This is a genomic window from Kitasatospora sp. NPDC001175 (assembly GCF_053598215.1).
In genome coordinates this window covers 20,067-40,905 of the sequence record NZ_JBSFJU010000031.1, presented here as the reverse complement: position 1 = coordinate 40,905, position 20,839 = coordinate 20,067, and the positions used below count along the sequence as shown (strand labels likewise).

The window sequence follows — 20,839 nt, the reverse complement described above, 5'->3', positions numbered from 1 at the left end:
TCCTTGGAGACCTCGTTGAGCGCACGCAGGCTGCACGCCAGCGCGAGCGCGGCGGCCCGGTCTCCGTCCTGAGCGACATCGGAACCCTTGAAGCGCCCCCCGCTCGGCGGAGCGAGGGGCCGCTTCGGGTCAGCCGGAGGACCGGTGCGGGCGGATGCGGCCCTGTCGTCTCAACCGAGCTGGTCTGTAGTTGCGTTGGGGGACCTGGGCCTTCTTGGCTACCTGCTGCGATGGCGTTCGCCACTGACGATCGATGCAACAGCGGCCACGATCACTGTGCCGCCAATGACGATGTTCCAGGTGAGGGGCTCTCGGAGGACGAGGGCGCCGAGAATGACCGCGACGACGGGATTGACGTAGGCGTAGGTCGACACGATCGGCAGGGGCGCCGCGTGCAGCAACCACGCGTAGCAGGTGAAGGCCCCGATGGAGCCGAATACGACAAGGTACGCGAGTGCGGCCCAGGACCGAACCGAAACAGCATGCAGGTGGAATCCTGTTGGCTCACCGTGCAGCATCGCCAGGAGTAGACAACCTGCGCCGCCGGCCAGCATCTCGTAGGCGCTGGTCGCGAACACATCGCCGGGTAGCGGGAGTCGGGATGACAGGACGGATCCGAGCGCCCACATCAGCGTACCGGCGACCATCACGATGATGCCGGTCACCGCTGTCCGGCCGCTCAGGCCTGGCGCGGTGAGGACGAGCAGTCCCAACACCCCGAGTCCAACGCCGATGAGTGCCATGACGCTGGGCCGGTACCCGCTGCCGACGCGCAGCAAGGTCATCCACACCGGCGTGAGCGCCACCAGCAGCGCGGTCAGGCCGGAGGGCAACTGCGTCTCCGCGAGGAAGGCGAGGCCGTTGCCACCGGTCAGGAGCAGCAGGCCGACAAGCGCCGCAGAGGCGAGCTGGCGCGGCGCCACGCGCAGCGCTGTGGCACCTCGCCGCCACGCCAGCAAGGCGATGAGTAGGGCGCCCGCGGTGATGAAGCGGGCACCGGCTGACAGCAGCGGAGGCAGAGTTTCGACGGTGATCCGGATGCCGAGGTAGGTGGAACCCCACACGATGTAGACGACTGTGAGCGCGAGCCAAGCCATCCCCGACATCGATTGCGGTCGATGGGCAAGTTGCTCGAGGCCCGCCGAAGCCTTCGTGCTTGCCACCTGTCGCCGCGTGCTCAAGCGTGCTTTCACGTTCTCTCTCGTTTTCTCCCGCACACGGCGAGAAGTTACGGGAGGAAGTTGCGAGAAGCCAAGAATTCTACCCGATATCGGGCAGGAATTCGCAGATTGGAGAGCTTCGGTGCGTAGGGCGGCAATGGCATGCTCGAAGGCGGGCGTGTCGTCCGGACGTCCTCAGCGGGTGGCTGGAGCGCGTGCACCCCGGTCATCCGTGGCTGGCGGAACTGGCGCGGTAGCACTACTGGGTGATCTCCAGTGCACGATCACGCGCCACTGCGACGCCATCCGCGCCGCGAAGTTCGCCATCGAAGGCATCTCCGAAGCCCTGCAGGGCGAACTGGCCCCGCATCGAAGAGCGGGCAGCCGAAGCTGATGTCGATCTGTACGGTGTCCAGCTCGGGGAGCAATCCCTCGGCGTAGACGAAGTTCTCGCTGGGACCGGGCAGCGCACCTCACTCCTGTGGTTCGCGCGCCGCCGCCACGATCCTCTGCAGGGCCGCGGCGTGCCGCTGGAACGCCCACCGGCCGTGCGCGGTGAGGCGGACGTGAGTGTGCCGCCCCGTACGGTTCCGGGTCTTGCGCGCCTCGACGTACCCGGCCTCCGCCAATGCGGCGACCTGTTTGGACAGGGCCGAGTCGCTCGTCCCCACCTTGTCCCGTACGAAGCCGAACTCCACCCAGTCGGCCGGAGTCAGCAGCGCGACGATCGAGAGCCGGGCCGGTGCGTGCAGGAACTCGTCGAAGTCCGGGTCCATCAGACGTGGCCGTCCTGGCGTGTGATGGCCTTGACGATCGGGCGGGTCGCATACCCGGCCACCAGGGTCGCAACGGCCGCGACGGCCCCGGCGATCACACCGGGCTCCGGGAGCTTGAGCAGCCGGGCGCCGATCACCGCCGCCACCAGGATCACGATGACAACGCCCCCCAGCCATAGGGAGAACGCCCACTCCGCGCCGGATGGCTTCCGTCGGACCGGGGCCCGCCGCTGGTGCACGAACAGCGTGCCCGCCATCAGGCCGCCCGCCGCCAGGAGGGTGGGGGCGCGCCAGGGGTTCTGCAGATCGGCGGCCGCACTGAAGCCGAACACGGACAACGCGGTGACGAGCATGTAGGGGAGCGAGGAGCCGTGGCGCACATACGCGTCACGGGTCTGCTCCTGGTGGTGGTGTATCGCGTCGAGCGCGGTCCGCGCGTCGTACGAGGTCATGGGTCCCCCTGGTCATCCTGGTCATCCGAGGTACTTGCTCATACGGAAAGTACCACCTTCTTTCCTTGGGGGAAAGAAGGTGAGTGCCTTGGGGGACCCGGCCATTGAGGGCGTTTGAGGCGGCCAGCTCGTCGGGTCCCAGTCGCTCGAAGGAGACCGGGAGTTGCTCCGGTCCGCGCAGGATGGCGTTCTCCCGATACGGCAGCGGATCGGCGATCAGGCGCAGCGGCTGTTCACGGCCCTCGTCCGGCCCATGCATGAACTCTCTGACCGTCTACGCTTGCAACGATGAGGTCGCCCGCACGGTAAAGAACGGGACCCGGGGTGCGGACAGGGTCGTTTGCCTCATCACCTTCACGTGATCGAGTCCGCGTGGCCAACCTCGCGGACTCACCTGAGCGGGTCGGACGGCCGAGGCGGGCGGTAGGCGTCGGGTCTGACACCCACCGCCCGCCCGCAGCAGCGGTGAGCGGACAACAAGCAGCGTGCGCGGCGCCGTCACCGGTCCTGGTGGCTCAGCTACTCGCTCCGGCGGTGCTGTTCCATCGCCCGATGGGATCCTGCAGGCCACGAACGCCGTCGGGGGTGCCGATGCCGGTGGGGGCGTCGTATCCCGGGACCGCGGAGAAGGCGCCGGCCATGCCGGTGGTGATGTCGTGGAAGTCCTGCGGATGGGCGTAGGGGTAGGTGTTGGGGAAGGTGCCGGGTGCGGGCTTGCCGGCCAGGGCGTACATCCCCGCCATCAGCGGGGTGGACAGGCTGGTGCCGCCGACGACGGCCCAGCCGAGGGCGGGGGTCGTGGTGTACACCGCCAGGCCGGTGGCGGGGTCCGCGACCGCGGAGGCATCGGCGGTGGTGCGACTGTTGGGACAGATGGAGTCGTGCTGGAAGGCGGGCTTGGGTTCGAAGGCGGAGCAGCCGCATCCGGTGCCGCGCCAGGCGCTTTCGACGAAGCCGCGCTGGTTGTGCGCGGGGAGCAGCGAGGTTCCACCCACCGAGGTGACGTAGGGGGAGGAGGACGGGTACACCGGTACGCCTCCGGCGTCACCCGAGGCGAAGGCGAAGACGACGCCGGGGTTGCGGCTGAAGTGGAAGTCGAAGGCGGTCTCGAACGGGACCTCCCGGAGGAGCCAGCTGTTGGAGAGGAACTTCGCACCCTGGGCGACGGCCTGGTCGACCCCGGCGAGCAGGTTGGACAGATAGTTGTCGTCGGTTTCGACGACCAGGATGCGGCAGTCCGGGCAGGCGGCGCTCACGGCGTCCACGTCGAGGGCCTCCTCGAGCGACCAGGACGGGGCGACGGCGGCCGGCAGGGTGGTGCCGCCGCGCTGGTTGATCACGCGGAGGCAGCCGCTGGCCGTGGTGCACGGCGGGAGGTGGAACTGGCGGCGGTAGACGGCCAGGTCGCTTTCCAGGTTGGGGTGGTGGAAGGCGACGGTGATCGCCACCGTCCGGCCGTCGCCGTGCCGGCCGGACAGGTTGTAGGCACGGCTGATGTCGAGGGGGCTGAGGCCGGCTGGCGTCGCACCCGGCCGAAGGGACGTGAGGGGCTTCACGTCCGTGCGGATCATGGCCCCGCAGGCAGCTTGGAGGGGATCGGCCGGCTGGGAGCAGACGCGCTCGGCGGTCGGCGGAGTCTGACCGGTGGGCGAGGCGTGAGCCTGGGCGGCGGCCGGAGCGGCGGCCAGACCCACCAGCACCAGGGCCGTGGCCAGCAGTGATCGGATCGGGCGAAAGCCGTGCATGGCACTCCTCCGGGGCCGGACGGGTGCCCCCAACTCGTCGGCGGATCTCCGCCGCCGCACACTCGGGTTCGCGTCCTCAACCCGTCCCTCGCGGCGTCACCACCGGTCCGCAACCCGTCGCGACGTCTGCCGCGCGGCCCACTGTCCGCGTTCGGGCACCACCGCAGTCCGAGCGCCACCTGATCACCCGTCGGACGGCGTACCGAATCCACCCATGCGGCAGAGCGCACCCCGTGCGACGGACGACAAGGGCCTCCAATCGACGGACGGGGCGTATAGACCAGGCTCTGCATGCCCGACATGTGAGAGCGTGACGCGTCGTCACTGCAGCGCCGCACCGGCAAGATCACGATCTACAACTGGACTACCAACCGACCCCGGCCGCCGGGCTGTAGTCCAGGCCCCGTGCGTCCTTGAAGCGGCCCCTTGCTCAGCGAGCGGAGCGAGGGGCCGTTTCGGGTCAGCTGGCGAAGTCGCCGTGGTGGTCGAACTCGCCTGCTTTGGCGCCCTGGAGGAACTTGGCGAACTTGGCGGGGGTGGTGCGGACGATGATCTCGCCGTCGTCGCACTCGCGGAGTTCGACCAGTCCGTTGACCGTGCGCACCTCAACACAGTCGTTGTTTGCAGCGCTGTAGCTGGACTTCTGCCACTCTGAGCTAGTCATTCCTGTTTTGCATCTCTTTCATGATCGAGCGAATGAAGGCTCGTGATTCGTCTTCTGGCAGGGAAATGGATCCGATGCGCTCAAGGGTCGCGCGATAGCGTCCAAGCTGAGCGGGCAAGTCGAAGATGTGGGAACCATAAGATGCATCCGCTTGGATCGTGTCCAACTCCGGCACCGGCCCCGCCAGGTGGGTGAGGTCCTCGCTTGGGACGGGGAAGTCGGCTGCCTCGAACGGCACGACTCTGATGGAGATTCCCGGATGCTCGGAGTCCTCGACGAGTGAGGCGAGTTGGTCGATGAGCACTTTACGCCCGCCATACTGGCCGCGTAGGGAAGCTTCGTGCAGGAGCGCCAGATAGGGCGTCCCGTCGGACCGTACTACCCGCTGCCTGCGCAGGCGGAAGGTGGTCCTGAGGTCGATTTCTTGCGGCGGGAGGGGCAGGAGCCCTTTCGTGAATAGAGCGTTGGCGTAGGAGCGCGTCTGAAGCAATCCAGGGACGAAAGTCATGGCGAAGCTGGTGATCCCCTTCGCGTGACCTTCCAGCTCTGCCACCTCAAGGAAGTCGACCGGGAGGACTCCCCGGCACTCCTCCCACCAGCCGCTCTTTCCCCGGTCCGTGATGATGTCGGCCAGCGCGTCTACCAGGGGATGGTTGGCGCACATGCACAACTCGGCGACGGTGTACAGGCGCTCCACGCTGATGCCGGTCCTCCCGCTCTCCATCTGTGTGACGTGGGCAGGGTTGACGCCGAGCAGGCGGGCGAGCTGGCTGCCTCCGAGACCGGCCTGCTCCCGCATCCTCCGCAGTTCGGTACCCAGACGACGTTGGCGAAGAGTCGGGTTCGGTCGAAGGGCCATGACGTCCTCTCTGCGGCTGATGGGATCAGTCTGCCGCAGCGCCCAACTGGGTCGCAGCCACGGTAGGGGGAAGTTCCCGGCGGCCGCCACAAATTTGTGGCGCCGTGCGCTATGGTCAATGTCACATCGATCCAACGGATCGTCAGTAACGCCTGTCACCAGGGCAGTAGGCGCCTGCTGCCCTCGCACCGCAGAGCAGCCACACGTGGCATCAACCAGTCCCGTCCTGGCCTGGCTCACGGCGACGCATCCGCCGGTGGTCGAAACCCACATCACAGCCTCACGGAGGTTCCCTCATGTGTACCTTCACCCCGCCCAAGGCGCCCGAGCCGCCCGACTGGTCCACCGCCCGCGAGGAGTTGCGCGACCTCATGGCCGCCGCCGGGTGGCCCGACGACCTGATCCGCGATGCCGAACTCGCCCTCCACGAGCTCTTCGTCAACGCGTGGAAGCACGGCGGCAGTCCCGCGCCCGTCGTGGTCGTCGTGCTCCTCGCGGACCGCACACTCCGGGTCTCCGTCGCCGACAACAGCCCCGACCTGCCCGAACAGCGTGCCTCCGCCGACCCCTACGAGCTCTCCGGCAGAGGCCTGCACCTCGTCCGCTCGCTCACCCACCGCTTCGGTGCCGCCCCGCGCAAGCGCGGGGGCAAGGCGGTCTGGTTCGAGCTGGACGCCGCCGCGTGAGCCCCCGCCGCGAGCCGATCGCGCCGAATGACCCCCGGATGCGCGACTACACCGACTCCCAGGTCACCGCTCTGCTGCGCGAACTCCATGAGCGCGGGCGCCCGTTCGGCGTCCTCTGGGGTTCCGCCAGTACCAACGGCGTCGTCAACAACCACATTCTCGTCAACTTCGGCAACGCCTCCGTCAGCACCGTGCTCAACCTCCTCGACCTCCTCCGGGATGCGGAAGAAGGGGGCGAAGCGTGGGAGTCGTGATCCCCTTCAATGCGACGCAGGTCGAACGGAGCACCGTCGCCTACCTCGACGTCGAGGCCGTTCCCGATGCGGCAGTCCAGGTCCGTGCGGCCGTCGACCTCGACATCCACGTCAGCCCCGGCGAGCAGCTCGCGTTCGCCCTCACCCGGGAGCAGTCCGAGAAACTCCTCCACGGCCTCGCCGCCCACCTCGGCCACCGTGTCATCGGAGTCCGCCGATGAGATCCGGTGCGGCCGACTTCCCCGTCGGCGCGGCCTTCGCGGTCCTCCTCGCGCTCGCGCTCGCGATCGTGGCCCTCGGCGTCATCGCGACGCTCAGGATGCCCGGGCCCGACGAGTGCACCGCGGCCCCGCCGCCCCCACCGAGCCGCTCCGAAGCCGTAGCCGCACCTGAACACCTGGATCCGGCCCGGGGCATACCCATCTGACCGCGCCGAGCGGCCGAGCCGATCCCCCCAACTCGGCTCGGCGGCACGGCAATCGGCCTAAGGTTCGGCGCGCGGGATCAAGCGCCGTCGCCTTGTCGGTCGTGTGCCGTGTTTCTTCTCATGGGGCGAAGGTCGCGGAGAGGATCCGGTTGACCAAGGCGAGATCGTTCCCTCCCCCGTTGGTGGGGTTGAAGGAGTACACCAGGCGCCGACGCAGGTCGCGGGTGGCGAACATGCCGTCGGTGTAGCCGAAGGTGCTTCCGGTCTTGCCCCACACGGTCACTCCGTCGGGCAGGGTCGCGCGCATCAGTCCGGCGCCGTAGTAGGCGCGGCCGTGACCCGGGTCGCTGTCGGAGCCGCCGAGGTAGGGGACGTCGGGGACGGTGAACAGCTCCGCCTGCTCGGCCGGCGGCAGGAGCCGTCCTCGGAAGAGGGCGGTCAGGAAGCGGTCGAGGTCGGCCGTGGTGGAGATCATGCCGCCGGCGCCCGGGTTCTGTTCGGTGATGTCGACCAGCCGCGTTCCGCCGTCCGGCTGGGGGACGGCGATGTAGCCGTGGGAGTGGGGGCCGGGGATGGTGGTGTCGGTTTCCGGAGCGGTGGTGTCACGCAGGTTGAGCGGCCGCAGGATCCGGTTGGTGATCTCCTGCTGGTAGGTGTGCCCGGTGAGGTTCTCGACGAGCATGGCGGCGACGTAGTAGCCGGTGGCTCCGTAGACCTGCATGGAGCCGGGCTCCTGGAAGAGGCGGTCGTGGCGGACCGCTTTCGCGACCAGTTCCGCCAGCGGGTGGTCGTCGAAGCGGTGCTCGACGATGCCGTCCGGGGTGGTGGGCAGGTCGTCCGGTGTCAGTTCGGGAAGGCTGCTGGTGAAGTTGAGCAGGGTGCGGACCGGGATCGGCGGGTAGCCGCCGGGCAGTACGTTCGGCAGGTACCGCTGAACGGGCTGGTCGAGGTCGACGCGGTGTTCGGCGGCGAGCTGCAGCACCACGGTGCCGATGAAGGTCTTGGTGACGCTGCCGAGACGGAACCGGCCGTCGACCGGAACCGGTGCCCCGGTCGCAATGTCACCGGTCCCGTACGTGCCGGCCCAGTGGCCGTCCGGACCGCTCACTCGCGCCAGCACCCCCGTGACCCGGTCAGGCGCACTCGAGAGTGCCCGCTGCAAGATCTGCGGGTCCAGGTCCGGCAACCGGCCACTGGCGCGCTCGGCAGCCGCCACAGACCGCGCAGCAGGAGCCGCCATCGCCGGGACGGCCGTGCCCAGTGCCACCGCGGTGAGAACCGCGCAAGCGAGCGTCGCCACCGGCACCCGTCTGGGCCGGACCTTCGTCGTAGTCGTCCTGGTGCCGGAAGAACAGGGCCTGGAAGTCATGCCCACGACGGTGCCGCACGACCGGTGCACGACTCATCAGGGACCACCCCCGACAAGACCCCCACCGATCCCTGAGGGCATATCAGAGTGACCCCTCCCGCCTGATCCGGCAGAACCACCGCTCGCCCCGACCCTGACCGGCCGGTAGCCTCGCCTGCCGCCACGGCTCGCGGACTCGTCGCCGGGCCGCGTGTCGACCTGACTCCCTCGCTGTCGCCACCGACCGGATCTGGTCCTGCCGGACCCTGGCCGGCGACCGCCTGATGGGCCAGTACTTTCCGGTCCACGCGTACGAGTTCGGTGACTTCGACACCTCTCGCCAGGGAGCACAACTGCGACCTCTGGTCCCAGCTGCCCTGGCGAGCGCCGCCCAACGGCCCTGGTCAGGTCGGTCCGAACGCACCGTCACGGACCGTGTGCAGCCCGAGACTTCCAAGATTGCCTCCGTTGAGTGATGCTTCCTTAGGCAGCGCCATGCTGCAGGAGTCAGAACACTGAACGCACAACGGGGGCTGTGGCGTGAACGTGGCCGACATGGCGGTCATCGGACTGATTGTCAGTATTTTTCCACCGGAGCTCGTCGACTCCGCCGTCGAGGACGTAGGGAGCAAGGAGGTCAGACGTCGCGCACTTCCGGCCCGGCTGGTGACGTACTTCGTCATCGCCATGGCCGTCTGGCCGCAGCTGGGTTACGTGGGGGTGCTGGAGAAGCTGGCGACGGCACTGCGGTGGACCCGGGCGGCCGTGCCGCCGTTCATCAAGATCCCGAGTGACGGGTCGATAGCGAAGGCCAGGGCACGACTGGGGGACGAGGCCCTGCACCGGCTCTTCGAGCTCTCGCCGGAGCAGGCCGGCGCGCCGAGCGGCTCCGACGGTCCCGTGCGGGCGGGGCGCCGGATCTGCTCGCTCACCGGGGCGCTGCTGGCCCTGCCCGACACTTTCGACAACCGGCACGCGTTCGACGTCCCGCCGGATCAGGAGGTGCCCCAGGGGCGGCTGCTGATGCTCGGCGACAACGCCAGCCGCGCGGTGCTGGGTGCCGCCTTCGAAGGTGCCGGCACCGAACAGAGCGGCATGGTGCGGAGCCTGCTGGAGCGGACCCCGGGCCCGCTGCTGGTCCTCGTCGACCCGGACCTTCCGGCGGCGGACCTTCTGCACGAGATCCGCTCCGCCGGCGCCGACGCGGCCTGGCGGCTGGCGGCTTCCGAGGTCTGGACGCCGCTGTCCATCCTGGCGGACGGCAGCTGTCTGGCCGTCCTGGGCGACGGTGCCGGTGCCGGCCAACCGCCGCTCAGGGTGGTCGAGTTCAGCTCGGCATCCGAGGGCGGAGCGAGTCCGGTGACCCACCGGCTCGCCACCACCGTGGTCGATCCGGACGTGCTGCCCGCCCAGGAGCTGGTCCGGGCCCACCTGGAGCGGTTCCGCACCGAGACGGTCTTCCAACTGCTCACCCGGTCCCGTCCGGACCTCCGGTCGCCGTTCCGTTCGCGCTCGCCGGAGCTGGTGCGCCAGGAGTTGTGGGGCATGCTCTGCTGCTACCAGGCGCTGCGGCTGCTCGTCGTCGCTCCGATCGCGGGCGGCACGGCCGGGCACGGCGAGGAGACATTCCCGGCGAAATGCAGCTGATTGACCGGCGCTTAAGGAAGCGTTTGAAATGCGTTGCCCACCGGTGAGTGACGTGCTTGAATCCGAACCGATCGCAAAGGGCGATCCCTCGCCGGGGTTCGGGACTTGCTTCCCGGGCCAGTGGTGCGCGAAACGTGCGCCATCCGAGGAATTCTGACGAAGGGAGAAAACGATGGCGAAGAGCCTTGACGCCGCCGACATCGTCGTCGTCCGTCCGGCGGCGGGCGCCGTGCGCCCGATGCACGACACGAGCCGTGGCCCGCTGGATGACAACAACAGCAACGACAGCGGTGGTTGGGACAGCTTCACCACCCACGTCGACGACAAGGACTGATTCGTCGGTCCACTGCCGCGGCCGGTGAGCTGACGGCGGCAACGCGGCCGGCGGGTCCGCGGGTCATCGACCCGCGGACCCGCCGTGCCGGCCGGCCGCATTCCGGTCGGTCCAGTGCAAAGCATTCCGTAGGGAGACTCGGAAGTCATGACGATTCTTACGGATCGAGAAGACGCTGCGCCCGTCGCGCGGCCGCTCCTTGATCTCACGCGCCTTATCAACCCGGTGGCCCCGGAGGAATTCAAGCAGGAATTCTGGGAGAAGAAACCGCTGCTGGTCGAACGGAACGACCAGGATTTCTATTCCGGCATTCTGACCCTGGACGACGTGGACCAGCTGCTGCTCCTCTCCGGTCCCGGGCTCGACTGCATCCGCGTGGTGGTCGAGGGCAAGGAGACGCCGGTCGCGGAACTCGGTTCCGGGCGGGGGCGGAACGGGAAGACCACCGCGCTCGAGGTGCTCTACGAGCGCTACCGCACCGGCTCGACCCTCGTGCTCAACGCACTCGAGCGCCGCTGGGCACCGATAGCCCGGCTGTCCGCCGCGCTGAGCACCGAGCTCAGCGCGCGGATCCAGGCGAACGTCTACCTCACGCCGGGTGGCAGCGCCCGCGGCTTCAATCCGCACTACGACACCCATGATGTGATCATCCTTCAGATCCATGGGACCAAGCAGTGGCGGCTGTACAAGTCCGATTACGAGCTGCCCACGCAGGACCGGCCCTACGACCACCACTCCACGACCGCTCCCGAGGTGGATCGGACGATCGACCTGCAGCCGGGAAGCCTGCTCTACCTGCCGCGCGGCACGGTGCACGCCGCCACCTCCACGGACACGGCCTCGCTGCACATCACCCTGGGAATCCACCCGGTGCTGTGGCCCGCTCTCCTGCACGAGGCCATTGCCAAGATCGTCACCGAGGACGTCCGGTTCCGCGCCGGTCTGCCGATCGGCTTCGCCTCGGACGAGTCGCTGCAGCGCCAGGCCGAGGAGACCCTCGCCGAGCTGCTCCAGGAGGTCGTCGCCAGGACCGACGTCCACCAGGCCGTGCGGGAAGCCGTGAAGACGGCGGTCTCGATCAGCGCGCCGCCGCTGCGCCACCACCTGACCGACCTCGAGGCGGCGGACGGCATCGACCTCCGGACGCCGGTGCGCAGGCGCCCCGACCTGAAGTGGCAGCTCACCACGGACGACGAATCCGTCCGGCTGGACTTCCACAACAAGACCGTGCAGCTGCCGGTGCACGTCGCCGAGGAGGTCGCCCACCTGGTGGACCGCAGCGCCGAGCCGCTCACGGCCGAGTCCATCCCCGGTGACCTGGACGCCCCGGGCCGCCTGGTGCTGGTGCGGACCCTGCTGCGCGAGGGCTTCCTCACCGTCAGCTGACCCGCCGGCAGGCCCTGGGCCCCTCGCCGAAGACACCCACCTCGTGCTGCGCAGCCGGCGCCGACCGGCTGCGCAGCACTGCGTGATTTCCAGCCACCGAAGGTAGAACACCATGGCCACGCCCGAGGCAGACCGCCACCGCCCGCCGTTGCGCAGAATCGCCGGCCTGTTCTCCCCCCACCGGGGACAACTACTGGCGGTGCTGTCGCTGGTGGTCGTCTCGGCGCTGCTGGCGCTGGTGCCGCCGTTCCTGCTGCGGGCGATCCTGGACGTGGCTCTGCCGCAGGGGAGGGCGGGACTTCTGACGGCGCTGTCCGCCGCGATGTTCGCCCTGGTGGTGCTGGCGACGGCGCTCAGCGTTCTGCAGACCTACCTCTCCGTCCGCCTGGGCCAGCGGGTCATGGAGGACCTCCGCAACGCGGTCTACACGCATCTGCAACGGATGTCCCTCGCCTTCTTCACCACGACCCGGACCGGAGAGGTGCAGTCCCGGATCGCCAATGACATCGGGGCGATGCAGGCGACCGTCACCGGAACGGCGACCTCGGTCGTCTCCAGCGTGACGACCCTGGCGGCCAGCCTGGTCGCCATGACGGCGCTCGACTGGAAGCTGACGCTGCTCTCGCTGGCCATGCTCCCGCTGTTCATCTGGATCAGCCGCAAGGTCGGCGCCGAGCGCCGGGAGCTGACCACGAGGCGGCAGGAGCTCCTGGCGGTCGTGACCGCACTGATCGAGGAGTCCCTGTCCGTCAGCGGATTCCTGCTGGCCCGGACCATGGGCCGGACCGGGACGCTCAACCGCGAGTTCGCCGGCCACTCCAGTGCCATCACCGATCTGTCGGTGCGCTCCTCGATGGCCGGAAGGTGGCGGCAGTCGACGATCTCGATCATCATGGCGGCCATGCCGATCGCCATCTACTGGTCGGCCGGCGTGTTCGGCGAGCACGGCCGCCCGACGATCTCGGTCGGCACCCTGATCGCCTTCACCACGCTGCAGCAGGGCCTGTTCAGCCCGGTGGTGTCGCTGCTGCAGACCGGGATCGCCGTCCAGGGCTCGCTGGCTCTCTTCGACCGGGTCTTCGAGTACCTGGACCTTCCCGTCGACGTCCCCGAGCCCGAGCAGCCGAAATCGATCGCCCACCCGGCGGGCCACGTGCGGTTCGAGGACGTCGGCTTCGCCTACGGCCCTTCGGCGCAGGTGCTGTCGGACATCAGCCTCGATCTCCCGGCGGGCAGCCACCTGGCCGTGGTCGGGGCCACCGGAGCGGGGAAGACGACCCTCGGCTACCTCGTCCCGCGCCTCTACGACGTGACGCGGGGCCGCATCACGATCGACGGGACCGACATCCGCGACCTCGACTTCGCCACCCTGTCCGACACCGTGGGCGTGGTCTCGCAGGACACCCACCTCTTCCACACCACGATCACCGACAACCTGCGCTTCGCGAAGCCCGGCGCGACCGAGGCGGAGATCGTCGCCGCCGCCAAGGCCGCACAGATCCACACCCTCATCGAGGGGTTGCCGGACGGCTACGACACCATCGTGGGCGAGCGCGGATACCGGTTCTCGGGCGGCGAGAAACAGCGCCTGGCGATCGCGCGGACCATGCTCCGCAACCCCCGGGTGCTCGTCCTGGACGAAGCGACCAGCGCCCTGGACACCCAGACCGAACTGGCCGTCCAGCAGGCACTGGAGACGCTCTCCCGGGGGCGCACCACGATCACCATCGCCCACCGGCTGTCGACGATCCGCAACGCGGACCAGATCATCGTCCTCGATCGCGGCCGCATCGTGGAGCACGGCACGCACGCCGACCTCCTGGCCAGCGGGGGCCACTACACCCGCCTGATCAACGCCGCGTCCCGGACCGCCACCGCGGACACCTGACCCCTGCGGACCGGGCGCGGCGCAGACGGGAGGCGGGGCACGCAGGAACGAGTGCACACCGGGGGCTGCCCGGCACAACCCTGCCGGAACGAACCCGACCTGGCGGGTACGCCGATGGCCCTCATCGATCGCGGCGCGCCCGGCGTCCGGCGCCGTGTGCCCGGGCGGGCCGGGGCCGGTACGGCGGGGAGCCGGGCGTGCGGGCGGGGCCGCTCGCGTGGTCGAAATGGCCGAAAGCTAGCATGTGAGTACCGCCTCTAGCTCGAAAGATGGACTTGTGACTGTCAACGACGACGTGTTCACGGACTGGAAGAACCGCGAGGAGATCGCGGAGTCGATGATTCCGATCATCGGAAGGCTGCACCGGGAGCGGGACGTCACCGTCCTGCTGCACAGCCGCTCCTTGGTCAACAAGTCGGTGGTCAGCATTCTGAAGACCCACCGATTCGCTCGCCAGATCGCCGGTGAGGAGCTCTCGGTCACCGAGACGCTGCCGTTCCTGACCGCTCTCACCACGCTCGATCTCGGCCCTTCCCAGATCGACATCGGCATGCTCGCCGCGATGTACCGGACCGACGACCGCGGCCTCTCCGTGGCGGAGTTCACCGCCGAGGCCGTCGCCGGCGCCACGGGCGCCAACAAGCAGGAGCGCCGCGAGGGCCGCGACGTCGTCCTGTACGGCTTCGGCCGCATCGGCCGGCTCCTGGCCCGCCTGCTGATCGAGAAGGCCGGTTCGGGCACCGGTCTGCGCCTGCGCGCCATCGTCGTGCGCAAGGGCAAGGGCGAAGACATCGTGAAGCGCGCCTCGCTGCTGCGGCGCGACTCGATCCACGGCCAGTTCCAGGGCACCATCACCGTCGACGAGGCGAACGACAAGATCATCGCCAACGGCACCGAGATCAAGGTCATCTACTCCGACGACCCGACCACGGTGGACTACACGGCGTACGGCATCAACGACGCCATCCTGATCGACAACACCGGCCGGTGGCGCGACCGCGAGGGCCTGTCCAAGCACCTCCGCCCCGGCATCGCCAAGGTGGTGCTGACCGCGCCGGGCAAGGGCGACGTCCCCAACATCGTCCACGGCGTCAACCACGACACGATCAAGCCGGACGAGCAGATCCTGTCCTGCGCGTCCTGCACCACCAACGCGATCGTCCCGCCGCTGAAGGCGATGGCGGACGAGTACGGCGTGCTGCGCGGCCACGTGGAGACCGTCCACTCGTTCACCAACGACCAGAACCTGCTGGACAACTACCACAGCTCCGACCGTCGCGGCCGCTCGGCACCGCTCAACATGGTCATCACCGAGACCGGTGCGGCCTCCGCCGTGGCCAAGGCGCTGCCCGACCTCGACGCGAAGATCACCGGTAGCTCGATCCGCGTCCCGGTGCCGGACGTCTCGATCGCGATCCTCAACCTGCAGCTCGCCCGCGAGACCACGCGCGAGGAGGTCCTCGACTACCTCCGCAACGTGTCGCTGACCTCGCCGCTCAAGCGCCAGATCGACTTCATCACGGCCCCCGACGCGGTCTCCAGCGACTTCATCGGCTCGCGCCACGCCTCGATCGTCGACGCCGGCGCCACCAAGGTCGAGGGCGACAACGCGATCCTCTACCTGTGGTACGACAACGAGTTCGGCTACTCGTGCCAGGTCATCCGGGTCGTCCAGCACGTCTCCGGGGTGGAGTACCCGACCTACCCGGCCCCGGCGGTCTGATCCCGGCGGGCCGTCCTGTCCGCCTTCCCGGCGGGCGGGACGGCCCGTACCTTTCGGGACGCCTTCACCGTTGACGTCATGCGGTGTAGGGGGCGACGACCGCGAGGGTGTCGGCGAGGGCGCCGAGGACGGCCTCGCGGTGGGTGGCCGTGCGAGGCGGGCCGTCCGGGGCAGGGGCGCGCAGGCCGCGGTCGACCAGGACGTAGAGCATGCGCAGGGTTCGCATGGTGTTGGAGGCCCAGGCCGGAACCGGGCCCGGCTCTCCGGTCCGGAACGCCGCGGCGACGGGGTCCGTCCATCGCGCCGACTGGGCGGCGGTGAGGTCCGGGTGGCTCAGGATCCGGGCGAGGGCGAGGGCCAGCCGGTCGTCCTCCTGGGCGTCGAAGAGATGGTCCGTGGCGGCCAGCAGCCGCGCAACCGCCAACTCGGCCAGTGGCACGGGGTCTTGGCCAGGATGCCGGGAGAGCGCGGCCAGCAGGTCGGCGCCGTGGGCGACGGCGTGCAGCCAGCCGAGGACCGGGTCATGGCCGCGCAGGTCCGTCTCGGCCGGGTACCAGTCGGCGAAGGCGCTCCACCACTCCTGCTTCCAGTCGCCCGCCTCGACGATCCGGGCCAGGACCAGCGGAGCGAAGGCGCGGGCCGCCACGGCAGGGTCGCTGAACCGCGCGGCCATGCGGTCGCCCAGGTACTGCCGCTCCGCCGAGTCGAGGGCGGGAATCCAGCGCGTGGCCCTGGAATAGGCCCGCTCGTCGCGCAGCACGGGGTCAGGGGAGCGGAGGTCCGCGATGAGCGCGTCGAGAGCCGCGACCCGGGACGGTCCGAAAAGCGTGCTGATGTCGCCGTCACGGCTCTCCGATGCGTCCATGGGCGGAGAGGCTACCGGGGGCCGCTGCCGGCGGCCATCCACTTCCTGCTCGGCCGCGCTGCGCCCGCCACTCGGCCGCGTCCACCAGCACGGGCCCGGTGACCTTGACGGCTCCGGAGGTGTAGGCGGCCCAGCGCAGGTCGTCGCAGGCGAAGAAGTCCTCGCCGTGGGCGTTCACCCAGATGCTCAGGGTGCGCTCGTCGGTGCGGGTGATGTCCCACCACTCCCAGGTGCGGAAGGTGCTGTCCCAGTCGAACCGCTCCAGCCAGCCGCTCAGGCGCCAACCGGAGCCGTGGCCGGCGGCGGTGAACCGGGCGGCGCCGGCCCGGGTGAAGTCGGGGGCCGGCTGCTCGGTGCCCGAGTGGGTGCAGAGCGCCGCGAACCACTCCGGGACATGACGTACCGTCAGGTCGAGCTCCAGGGAGTCGGGATCGTCGAGGTGGTCGAGGTCCATCGCGGCCACCGCCCGGTCCAGTGCCGCGCCGAGCAGCGAGCGCAGCCGCTCGGTGTACTCCTCGGCCGATCCGTCGATCTCCACCAGGAATCGGCTGAAGCCGGGCGTGGGCGCGTCCGTCGGCGCGGGCGGGGTGTCGACCCGATCGCGTTCGGCGAGGAACAGCGCGTCCTCCTCGTCCATGCCGGTGGCCGTGTAGTCCGTGTAGTTGCCCATTGTGCCTCGTAGCCGTCGAACCCCGGTGCGCCGTATCGATGTTGTCCGCGAACTCGCGCATGTGATCAGAGCCCGAAGTACTCGATGGCCCGCTGGGCGACCTGGTCGGGTTCGAGGTGCGTGTTGTCGATCAGCAGGTGCGATTCGGGGATGTGGGCGAAGTCGTCGATCGAGTTCAGCCGGTACTTGGCATCCATGCCGACCAGGTTGCGGTTGGACCATTCCAGGTCACGCTTGGACGGCTTCTCCGCGAGACGGGACTCGCCGGAGTTGCGTTCCAGCCGGACGCTCTGGTCGGCGCAGAGCTCCAGGAACAGCACGCGTGAGCCGCGCGCGCGGAACGGGGCCGAGTAGCGCTCGACGAGGGCGGCGTCCTCGGGGTCGTCGAAGTCCCAGACGAGAGTAAAGACCAGGCCAGGCAGGTCGCTGGCGGCGGCTTCGGCGAAGATCTGTTCGCGGAAGCCGTGGTTGAGGCGCTGGAACTGCGGTGACTCGTAGGTGAAGAGCCGGAGCAGCGGCTCGATGGTCAGGTGGTTGTGGAAGAGCTTGAGTCCGGTGCGTTCGGCTATGGCGCTGCCGATGGTCATTTTCCCGACGGCGGCCGGGCCGATCACGAAGAGCAAGGTGGGGGCTGTGCTGGTGGACATGGGCGGCAGCATAAGGGCGCGGCGTGATCTTGGTCGACTGCCCCGGCGGTAGCTGGCCGGCGCCTGGTCCGCACGGGGTTGGTGGTGCCTGGCATGTTCATAATCTGGCCCACCGGGCGGCGACCGGTCAGCGACTCGACAAAGCGGAGGTCGTCCGTGAGTTGCCGCGCCGGGTCCGATTGCTCGCGGACGCATGTTCGTTGAAAAGTAATTCACTTGACGTCCCGACAGTGTCGACGGTTCCCTTGTCACGGCCCGGACGGCGCAAGGGGATCGGGATGTGACGACCGGAAGGCGTAGGTCCTTCGTTCCGTGACCCGCCTCGCAGAGCCGGCCGCATCCACCGGGCCTCGCCCCGAAAATGCCACGTCACCCAGGGGATGGGCTGGGCTGAGGGAGCTGTCGGGCTGCGATCGGCGAGCGTGGAGAAACCTCGATCGGCCGGGTGTCGAACCGGAATTGCCCCGTCGAGACCGTGCTCCGTCCGTATGTGAACGAAGACTGGACGCGCACGGAGAACCGCCGGCTGGAATCCGGTCGTCCGGACTGCGGAAGGGCATTCGGGAAAGCGCCATCGTTCCGTCGGGTGCCGAGAACTCCCAACCCCCTGTCGCCGGCCGGGAAGGCCGGCGGGGCGCTCTCCCGGCGGCAGCGAGAACGGGCGTCCGACCACCGAACCGACCATCCTGGAGTACCGATGACCGAACCACTGCTCCGGCAGATCCGAGCCGCCCACGACGAGCACGGCCTCACCGTCTACCAGGCGTACCCCGCCCCGATCGCCGAGGCCGCGCTCGCGGCGGGCACCTTCGTGCCGCCGTTCAAGCGTGAGCGGATGACCTGGATCAAGCCGTCCTTCCGCTGGATGATGTACCGCTCCGGCTGGGGCGTCAAGGCCGGGCAGGAACGGGTACTGGCCGTCCGGATCAGCCGGGAGGGCTTCGAATGGGCCCTGGCCCACTCCTGCCTGAGCCACTACGACCGCGACGTGCACTCCTCGGCCGCCGCCTGGAAGGAGGAGCTGGCCGCCAGTCCCGTGCGCATCCAGTGGGATCCCGAGCGCTCGACCGAGCTCGCCGCGCTGCCCCACCGGGCCATCCAGATCGGGCTGTCCGGCGAGGCCGTCGATCGCTATGTCGACGAGTGGATCCTCGGCATCACCGATGTGACCGCCCTGGCTCACCAGGCCCATGCCCTGGTCCGCGCGGGCCGGCCGGCCGAGGCCGAGGCCAGGCTCGCCGCCGAAACCCCCTACCCGCTTCCCGCCCGCCTGGCCGCCCGGATCACCGCCACCGGCTGACCGGGCCCAGTGCCCTGACCGCATAGGTTCGCCGGGTTGACCGTGGTGGCGGTTGGACGTGCGCTGACGTCCGATCCGACTGCTGGAGGTGCTGCGGTGGACGGGCCTGTCCGTGTGCGCCGACTGACTGACCAGGAGGGGCAGAAGCTGCAGCGGATCGTGCGCCGGGGCAGCACCAGTTCGGTGCGTCAGGACTGTGCAGCGCGGCGACAGCCATCTGGAACACATCGCAGAGGCAATGGGTTCAGTTGACCGGCAGTTCGTCGTTCTCCCGTCGGGAGGCTGTGCCGAGCAATGTACGTGCGACGTCTTCCAGCGATCCGACCAGCGGGTTGGGGTCGTCAGCGCGGGTGACGAGCACGAGCTCGCAGGGATCGATGTCGATGACGGGCACCAGGGCGATGTCCTCGCGCACAGCAGCGCGTCGATCGCCTGCAGGGAAGATCGCGACACAGTGGCCGGTGGCGATGAGTTCCAGCTTGTCCTCGTAGCTGTCGTCGATCGCGGGCGGGGGTGGTGCCGGGCGGTCGCCGACGGGCTTGGGCGTGCCCCAGAGGACCGGAGTGCTGGCGCAGGCGACCAGTTCCTCGTCCGACAGGGCCCGCAGGCTGACGGTTTTCTCGTTCGCCAGATGATGACTTGCCGACGTGACCAGTACCCGCGACTCCTCATGGAGTTTGGTCACCCGGAAGCCGGCCGTGGGCAAGGGCAGGGGCCGGTACGCGACGAGGGCGTCGACCCGCCCCTCGGCGAGGGCGTGTGCGTCCCGCCAGTCGAGGTGCCTGGTGCGGAACTGGCCGTCAGGGTGCCGGCGGCGCAGTTCCTGCACACAGGCGGTGATGACCAGTCCTTCGGCGCAACCGACGGTGATGGTACGGGGCTGGACGGCGGCTCTGGCCGTGTGCGCGGCTTGCTCGGCCTCCTGGAGCAGTATCCGGGCCCCGGGAAGGAAGGCCTGACCGGCGTCGGTGAGGCTGCTGCCTTGCGGCGAGCGGTCGAACAGCCGGACACCGAGCTGAGCCTCCAGCCGCTGGATCTGACGGCTCAGCGACGGCTGCGCCAGGTGGAGCCTGGTGGCGGCCCGGCCGAAGTTGCCGCACTCCGCCACGACCGTGAAGTAGCGCACGAGTCGCAGGTCGAGGTCCATCCGCCCAGGGTACGTCGTGCGCCGTCATACGCCTGGGACATGACGGCATGCGGAACAGGTCTTGGACAGGGTGTGCGGGTGGATATTTGACTTGAGGACATGACCACTTATGACGGCAAGAAGATCGTGATCACGGGCGGGAGCAGCGGTATCGGCCTGGCCGCGGCCCGGTTGTTCGTGGACGGTGGGGCGCACGTACTGATCACCGGCCGTACCCGATCCACCCTGGACGCCGCGCTGGAGCAGTTGGGGGACAAGGCGATCGCCGTCTGCAGCGATGCCGCGTCCCTGAAGGACATCAAGGCGCTGGCCGGCACGGTCCAGGAGCGGTTCGGCATGGTGGACGCGCTGTTCGTCAACGCCGGCGTCACTGCGTCCGCGCCGTTCGAGGCAACGACGGAGGAGATGTACGACGCGCTGTTCGGCGTCAACACCAAGGGCCCGTACTTCACGGTGCAGGCGTTGGCGCCGCTGTTGCGCGAGGGAAGCGGCGTGGTCCTCACCACGTCGGTGGTGAACGTCCTGGGCCTGGACGCGCTCAGTGTCTACTCGGCGAGCAAGGCAGCCCTGCGGTCGATGACGCGCACCCTGGCCCGTGAGCTGCTGCCACGCAAGGTGCGCGTCAATGCCGTGAGCCCCGGGCCGATCGACACGGGCATCCTGAACCGCTCCTTGCCTGCCGACGTCGTCGAGATGATGGAGGACACCTACCGGAGCGTGATCCCGATGCAGCGGCTGGGGGCGTCCGAGGAAGTGGCCGCCGCGGTGGCGTACTTGGCGTTCGGTGCGACCTTCACGACGGGAGCGGAGTTCCCTGTCGACGGAGGAGGTTCGCAACTCTAGGTGCTCTGACCGCATGGG

At 69.1% G+C, this 20,839-nt stretch carries 22 protein-coding genes; 11 read left to right on the top strand and 11 right to left on the bottom strand.

Going from position 1 to position 20,839, the window contains the following annotated elements; genetic code table 11:
- Window positions 1–218 precede the first annotated feature (218 nt).
- The 6 genes from ACWDAK_RS22335 to ACWDAK_RS22310 all read right to left on the bottom strand — a co-directional run bounded on the left by ACWDAK_RS22335 (window position 219) and on the right by ACWDAK_RS22310 (window position 5,656).
- Window positions 219–1,163, bottom strand: a complete 945-nt coding sequence (locus ACWDAK_RS22335; protein ID WP_427394860.1) for an EamA family transporter — start codon at window positions 1,161–1,163, stop codon at window positions 219–221.
- A gap of 470 nt (window positions 1,164–1,633) precedes the next feature.
- A complete protein-coding gene (locus ACWDAK_RS22330; RefSeq protein ID WP_427394859.1) occupies window positions 1,634–1,936 on the bottom strand; it encodes a transcriptional regulator in 303 nt (100 codons plus the stop codon).
- Window positions 1,936–2,388 (bottom strand): hypothetical protein, encoded by a 453-nt coding sequence (locus ACWDAK_RS22325; protein WP_427394858.1) that lies wholly within the window; start codon window positions 2,386–2,388, stop codon window positions 1,936–1,938. Before ACWDAK_RS22325 ends, ACWDAK_RS22330 begins: the two co-directional genes overlap by 1 nt.
- Before the next feature lie 515 nt (window positions 2,389–2,903).
- On the bottom strand, window positions 2,904–4,133 hold the full coding sequence (locus ACWDAK_RS22320) for a S53 family peptidase (protein ID WP_427394857.1): 1,230 nt from the start codon (window positions 4,131–4,133) through the stop codon (window positions 2,904–2,906).
- A 460-nt stretch (window positions 4,134–4,593) separates the two neighbouring features.
- On the bottom strand, window positions 4,594–4,797 hold the full coding sequence (locus tag ACWDAK_RS22315) for a DUF397 domain-containing protein (protein ID WP_427394856.1): 204 nt from the start codon (window positions 4,795–4,797) through the stop codon (window positions 4,594–4,596).
- A complete protein-coding gene (locus ACWDAK_RS22310) occupies window positions 4,790–5,656 on the bottom strand; it encodes a helix-turn-helix domain-containing protein (protein WP_427394855.1) in 867 nt (288 codons plus the stop codon). The genes ACWDAK_RS22315 and ACWDAK_RS22310 overlap by 8 nt, the downstream gene beginning before the upstream one ends.
- A 296-nt stretch (window positions 5,657–5,952) precedes the next feature.
- On the opposite strand from ACWDAK_RS22310, the gene ACWDAK_RS22305 reads away from it, so the two are divergent.
- The 4 genes from ACWDAK_RS22305 to ACWDAK_RS22290 are packed head-to-tail and all read left to right on the top strand — an operon-like array spanning window position 5,953 to window position 7,023.
- Window positions 5,953–6,342 carry an ATP-binding protein gene (locus ACWDAK_RS22305; RefSeq protein WP_344639897.1) on the top strand — a complete coding sequence of 130 codons (390 nt, stop codon included), beginning with the start codon at window positions 5,953–5,955 and terminating at the stop codon, window positions 6,340–6,342.
- A 38-nt stretch (window positions 6,343–6,380) separates the two neighbouring features.
- Complete coding sequence (locus ACWDAK_RS22300; RefSeq protein ID WP_427394854.1) at window positions 6,381–6,596, top strand: hypothetical protein; 216 nt, start codon at window positions 6,381–6,383, stop codon at window positions 6,594–6,596.
- Window positions 6,584–6,817 carry a hypothetical protein gene (locus ACWDAK_RS22295; protein WP_427394853.1) on the top strand — a complete coding sequence of 78 codons (234 nt, stop codon included), beginning with the start codon at window positions 6,584–6,586 and terminating at the stop codon, window positions 6,815–6,817. The genes ACWDAK_RS22300 and ACWDAK_RS22295 overlap by 13 nt, the downstream gene beginning before the upstream one ends.
- The gene (locus ACWDAK_RS22290; RefSeq protein WP_427394852.1) at window positions 6,814–7,023 is read left to right on the top strand and encodes a hypothetical protein; all 210 of its coding nucleotides are present in this window, start codon (window positions 6,814–6,816) and stop codon (window positions 7,021–7,023) included. Before ACWDAK_RS22295 ends, ACWDAK_RS22290 begins: the two co-directional genes overlap by 4 nt.
- Before the next feature lie 118 nt (window positions 7,024–7,141).
- Here ACWDAK_RS22290 and ACWDAK_RS22285 read toward each other — a convergent pair whose 3' ends face one another.
- Window positions 7,142–8,263 (bottom strand): serine hydrolase domain-containing protein, encoded by a 1,122-nt coding sequence (locus ACWDAK_RS22285; RefSeq protein ID WP_427394872.1) that lies wholly within the window; start codon window positions 8,261–8,263, stop codon window positions 7,142–7,144.
- 663 nt (window positions 8,264–8,926) lie between these two features.
- Between ACWDAK_RS22285 and ACWDAK_RS22280 the strand changes: the two genes are divergently transcribed.
- The 5 genes from ACWDAK_RS22280 (at window position 8,927) to ACWDAK_RS22260 (ending at window position 15,349) form a co-directional block, all read left to right on the top strand.
- A complete protein-coding gene (locus tag ACWDAK_RS22280) occupies window positions 8,927–10,018 on the top strand; it encodes a transposase domain-containing protein (RefSeq protein WP_427394851.1) in 1,092 nt (363 codons plus the stop codon).
- A gap of 172 nt (window positions 10,019–10,190) precedes the next feature.
- Window positions 10,191–10,352: a hypothetical protein gene (locus ACWDAK_RS22275; RefSeq protein ID WP_344639892.1), complete on the top strand. Its 162-nt coding sequence runs from the start codon at window positions 10,191–10,193 to the stop codon at window positions 10,350–10,352.
- Between the two features lie 225 nt (window positions 10,353–10,577).
- The gene (locus ACWDAK_RS22270; protein ID WP_344639891.1) at window positions 10,578–11,738 is read left to right on the top strand and encodes a cupin domain-containing protein; all 1,161 of its coding nucleotides are present in this window, start codon (window positions 10,578–10,580) and stop codon (window positions 11,736–11,738) included.
- A 112-nt stretch (window positions 11,739–11,850) separates the two neighbouring features.
- On the top strand, window positions 11,851–13,626 hold the full coding sequence (locus ACWDAK_RS22265) for an ABC transporter ATP-binding protein (protein ID WP_427394850.1): 1,776 nt from the start codon (window positions 11,851–11,853) through the stop codon (window positions 13,624–13,626).
- 277 nt (window positions 13,627–13,903) lie between these two features.
- Window positions 13,904–15,349, top strand: coding sequence for a glyceraldehyde-3-phosphate dehydrogenase (locus ACWDAK_RS22260; protein ID WP_344639889.1), 1,446 nt, complete (start codon window positions 13,904–13,906; stop codon window positions 15,347–15,349).
- A 76-nt stretch (window positions 15,350–15,425) separates the two neighbouring features.
- Here the strand turns inward: ACWDAK_RS22260 and ACWDAK_RS22255 are convergent, their stop codons facing one another.
- The 3 genes from ACWDAK_RS22255 to ACWDAK_RS22245 form a co-directional block, all read right to left on the bottom strand.
- Window positions 15,426–16,214: a DUF2785 domain-containing protein gene (locus ACWDAK_RS22255; protein ID WP_427394849.1), complete on the bottom strand. Its 789-nt coding sequence runs from the start codon at window positions 16,212–16,214 to the stop codon at window positions 15,426–15,428.
- Entirely contained in the window at window positions 16,192–16,884 is a 693-nt protein-coding gene (locus ACWDAK_RS22250) for a hypothetical protein (RefSeq protein WP_427394848.1), read from the bottom strand. Before ACWDAK_RS22250 ends, ACWDAK_RS22255 begins: the two co-directional genes overlap by 23 nt.
- 65 nt (window positions 16,885–16,949) lie before the next feature.
- Window positions 16,950–17,531 (bottom strand): hypothetical protein, encoded by a 582-nt coding sequence (locus ACWDAK_RS22245; protein ID WP_344639886.1) that lies wholly within the window; start codon window positions 17,529–17,531, stop codon window positions 16,950–16,952.
- Window positions 17,532–18,228: 697 nt separating this feature from the next.
- On the opposite strand from ACWDAK_RS22245, the gene ACWDAK_RS22240 reads away from it, so the two are divergent.
- Window positions 18,229–18,831 carry a DUF4291 domain-containing protein gene (locus ACWDAK_RS22240; RefSeq protein ID WP_427394847.1) on the top strand — a complete coding sequence of 201 codons (603 nt, stop codon included), beginning with the start codon at window positions 18,229–18,231 and terminating at the stop codon, window positions 18,829–18,831.
- Between the two features lie 244 nt (window positions 18,832–19,075).
- On the opposite strand, the gene ACWDAK_RS22235 is transcribed toward ACWDAK_RS22240, so the two are convergent.
- Complete coding sequence (locus tag ACWDAK_RS22235) at window positions 19,076–19,978, bottom strand: LysR family transcriptional regulator (protein ID WP_344639884.1); 903 nt, start codon at window positions 19,976–19,978, stop codon at window positions 19,076–19,078.
- Between the two features lie 99 nt (window positions 19,979–20,077).
- Here ACWDAK_RS22235 and ACWDAK_RS22230 point away from each other — a divergent pair, with 99 nt between their 5' ends.
- A complete protein-coding gene (locus ACWDAK_RS22230; RefSeq protein WP_344639883.1) occupies window positions 20,078–20,821 on the top strand; it encodes an SDR family oxidoreductase in 744 nt (247 codons plus the stop codon).
- Window positions 20,822–20,839 lie beyond the last annotated feature (18 nt).

Bases quoted from the DNA above. Each gene is read 5' to 3' on its own strand.
- ACWDAK_RS22330 (WP_427394859.1), bottom strand. From the start codon at position 1,936: ATGGACCCGGACTTCGACGAGTTCCTGCACGCACCGGCCCGGCTCTCG.
- ACWDAK_RS22325 (WP_427394858.1), bottom strand. From the start codon at position 2,388: ATGACCTCGTACGACGCGCGGACCGCGCTCGACGCGATACACCACCAC.
- ACWDAK_RS22320 (WP_427394857.1), bottom strand. From the start codon at position 4,133: ATGCACGGCTTTCGCCCGATCCGATCACTGCTGGCCACGGCCCTGGTG.
- ACWDAK_RS22315 (WP_427394856.1), bottom strand. From the start codon at position 4,797: ATGACTAGCTCAGAGTGGCAGAAGTCCAGCTACAGCGCTGCAAACAAC.
- ACWDAK_RS22310 (WP_427394855.1), bottom strand. From the start codon at position 5,656: ATGGCCCTTCGACCGAACCCGACTCTTCGCCAACGTCGTCTGGGTACC.
- ACWDAK_RS22305 (WP_344639897.1), top strand. From the start codon at position 5,953: ATGTGTACCTTCACCCCGCCCAAGGCGCCCGAGCCGCCCGACTGGTCC.
- ACWDAK_RS22300 (WP_427394854.1), top strand. From the start codon at position 6,381: ATGCGCGACTACACCGACTCCCAGGTCACCGCTCTGCTGCGCGAACTC.
- ACWDAK_RS22290 (WP_427394852.1), top strand. From the start codon at position 6,814: ATGAGATCCGGTGCGGCCGACTTCCCCGTCGGCGCGGCCTTCGCGGTC.
- ACWDAK_RS22285 (WP_427394872.1), bottom strand. From the start codon at position 8,263: ATGGCGGCTCCTGCTGCGCGGTCTGTGGCGGCTGCCGAGCGCGCCAGT.
- ACWDAK_RS22280 (WP_427394851.1), top strand. From the start codon at position 8,927: ATGGCGGTCATCGGACTGATTGTCAGTATTTTTCCACCGGAGCTCGTC.
- ACWDAK_RS22275 (WP_344639892.1), top strand. From the start codon at position 10,191: ATGGCGAAGAGCCTTGACGCCGCCGACATCGTCGTCGTCCGTCCGGCG.
- ACWDAK_RS22265 (WP_427394850.1), top strand. From the start codon at position 11,851: ATGGCCACGCCCGAGGCAGACCGCCACCGCCCGCCGTTGCGCAGAATC.
- ACWDAK_RS22255 (WP_427394849.1), bottom strand. From the start codon at position 16,214: ATGGACGCATCGGAGAGCCGTGACGGCGACATCAGCACGCTTTTCGGA.
- ACWDAK_RS22250 (WP_427394848.1), bottom strand. From the start codon at position 16,884: ATGGGCAACTACACGGACTACACGGCCACCGGCATGGACGAGGAGGAC.
- ACWDAK_RS22245 (WP_344639886.1), bottom strand. From the start codon at position 17,531: ATGTCCACCAGCACAGCCCCCACCTTGCTCTTCGTGATCGGCCCGGCC.
- ACWDAK_RS22240 (WP_427394847.1), top strand. From the start codon at position 18,229: ATGACCGAACCACTGCTCCGGCAGATCCGAGCCGCCCACGACGAGCAC.
- ACWDAK_RS22235 (WP_344639884.1), bottom strand. From the start codon at position 19,978: ATGGACCTCGACCTGCGACTCGTGCGCTACTTCACGGTCGTGGCGGAG.
- ACWDAK_RS22230 (WP_344639883.1), top strand. From the start codon at position 20,078: ATGACCACTTATGACGGCAAGAAGATCGTGATCACGGGCGGGAGCAGC.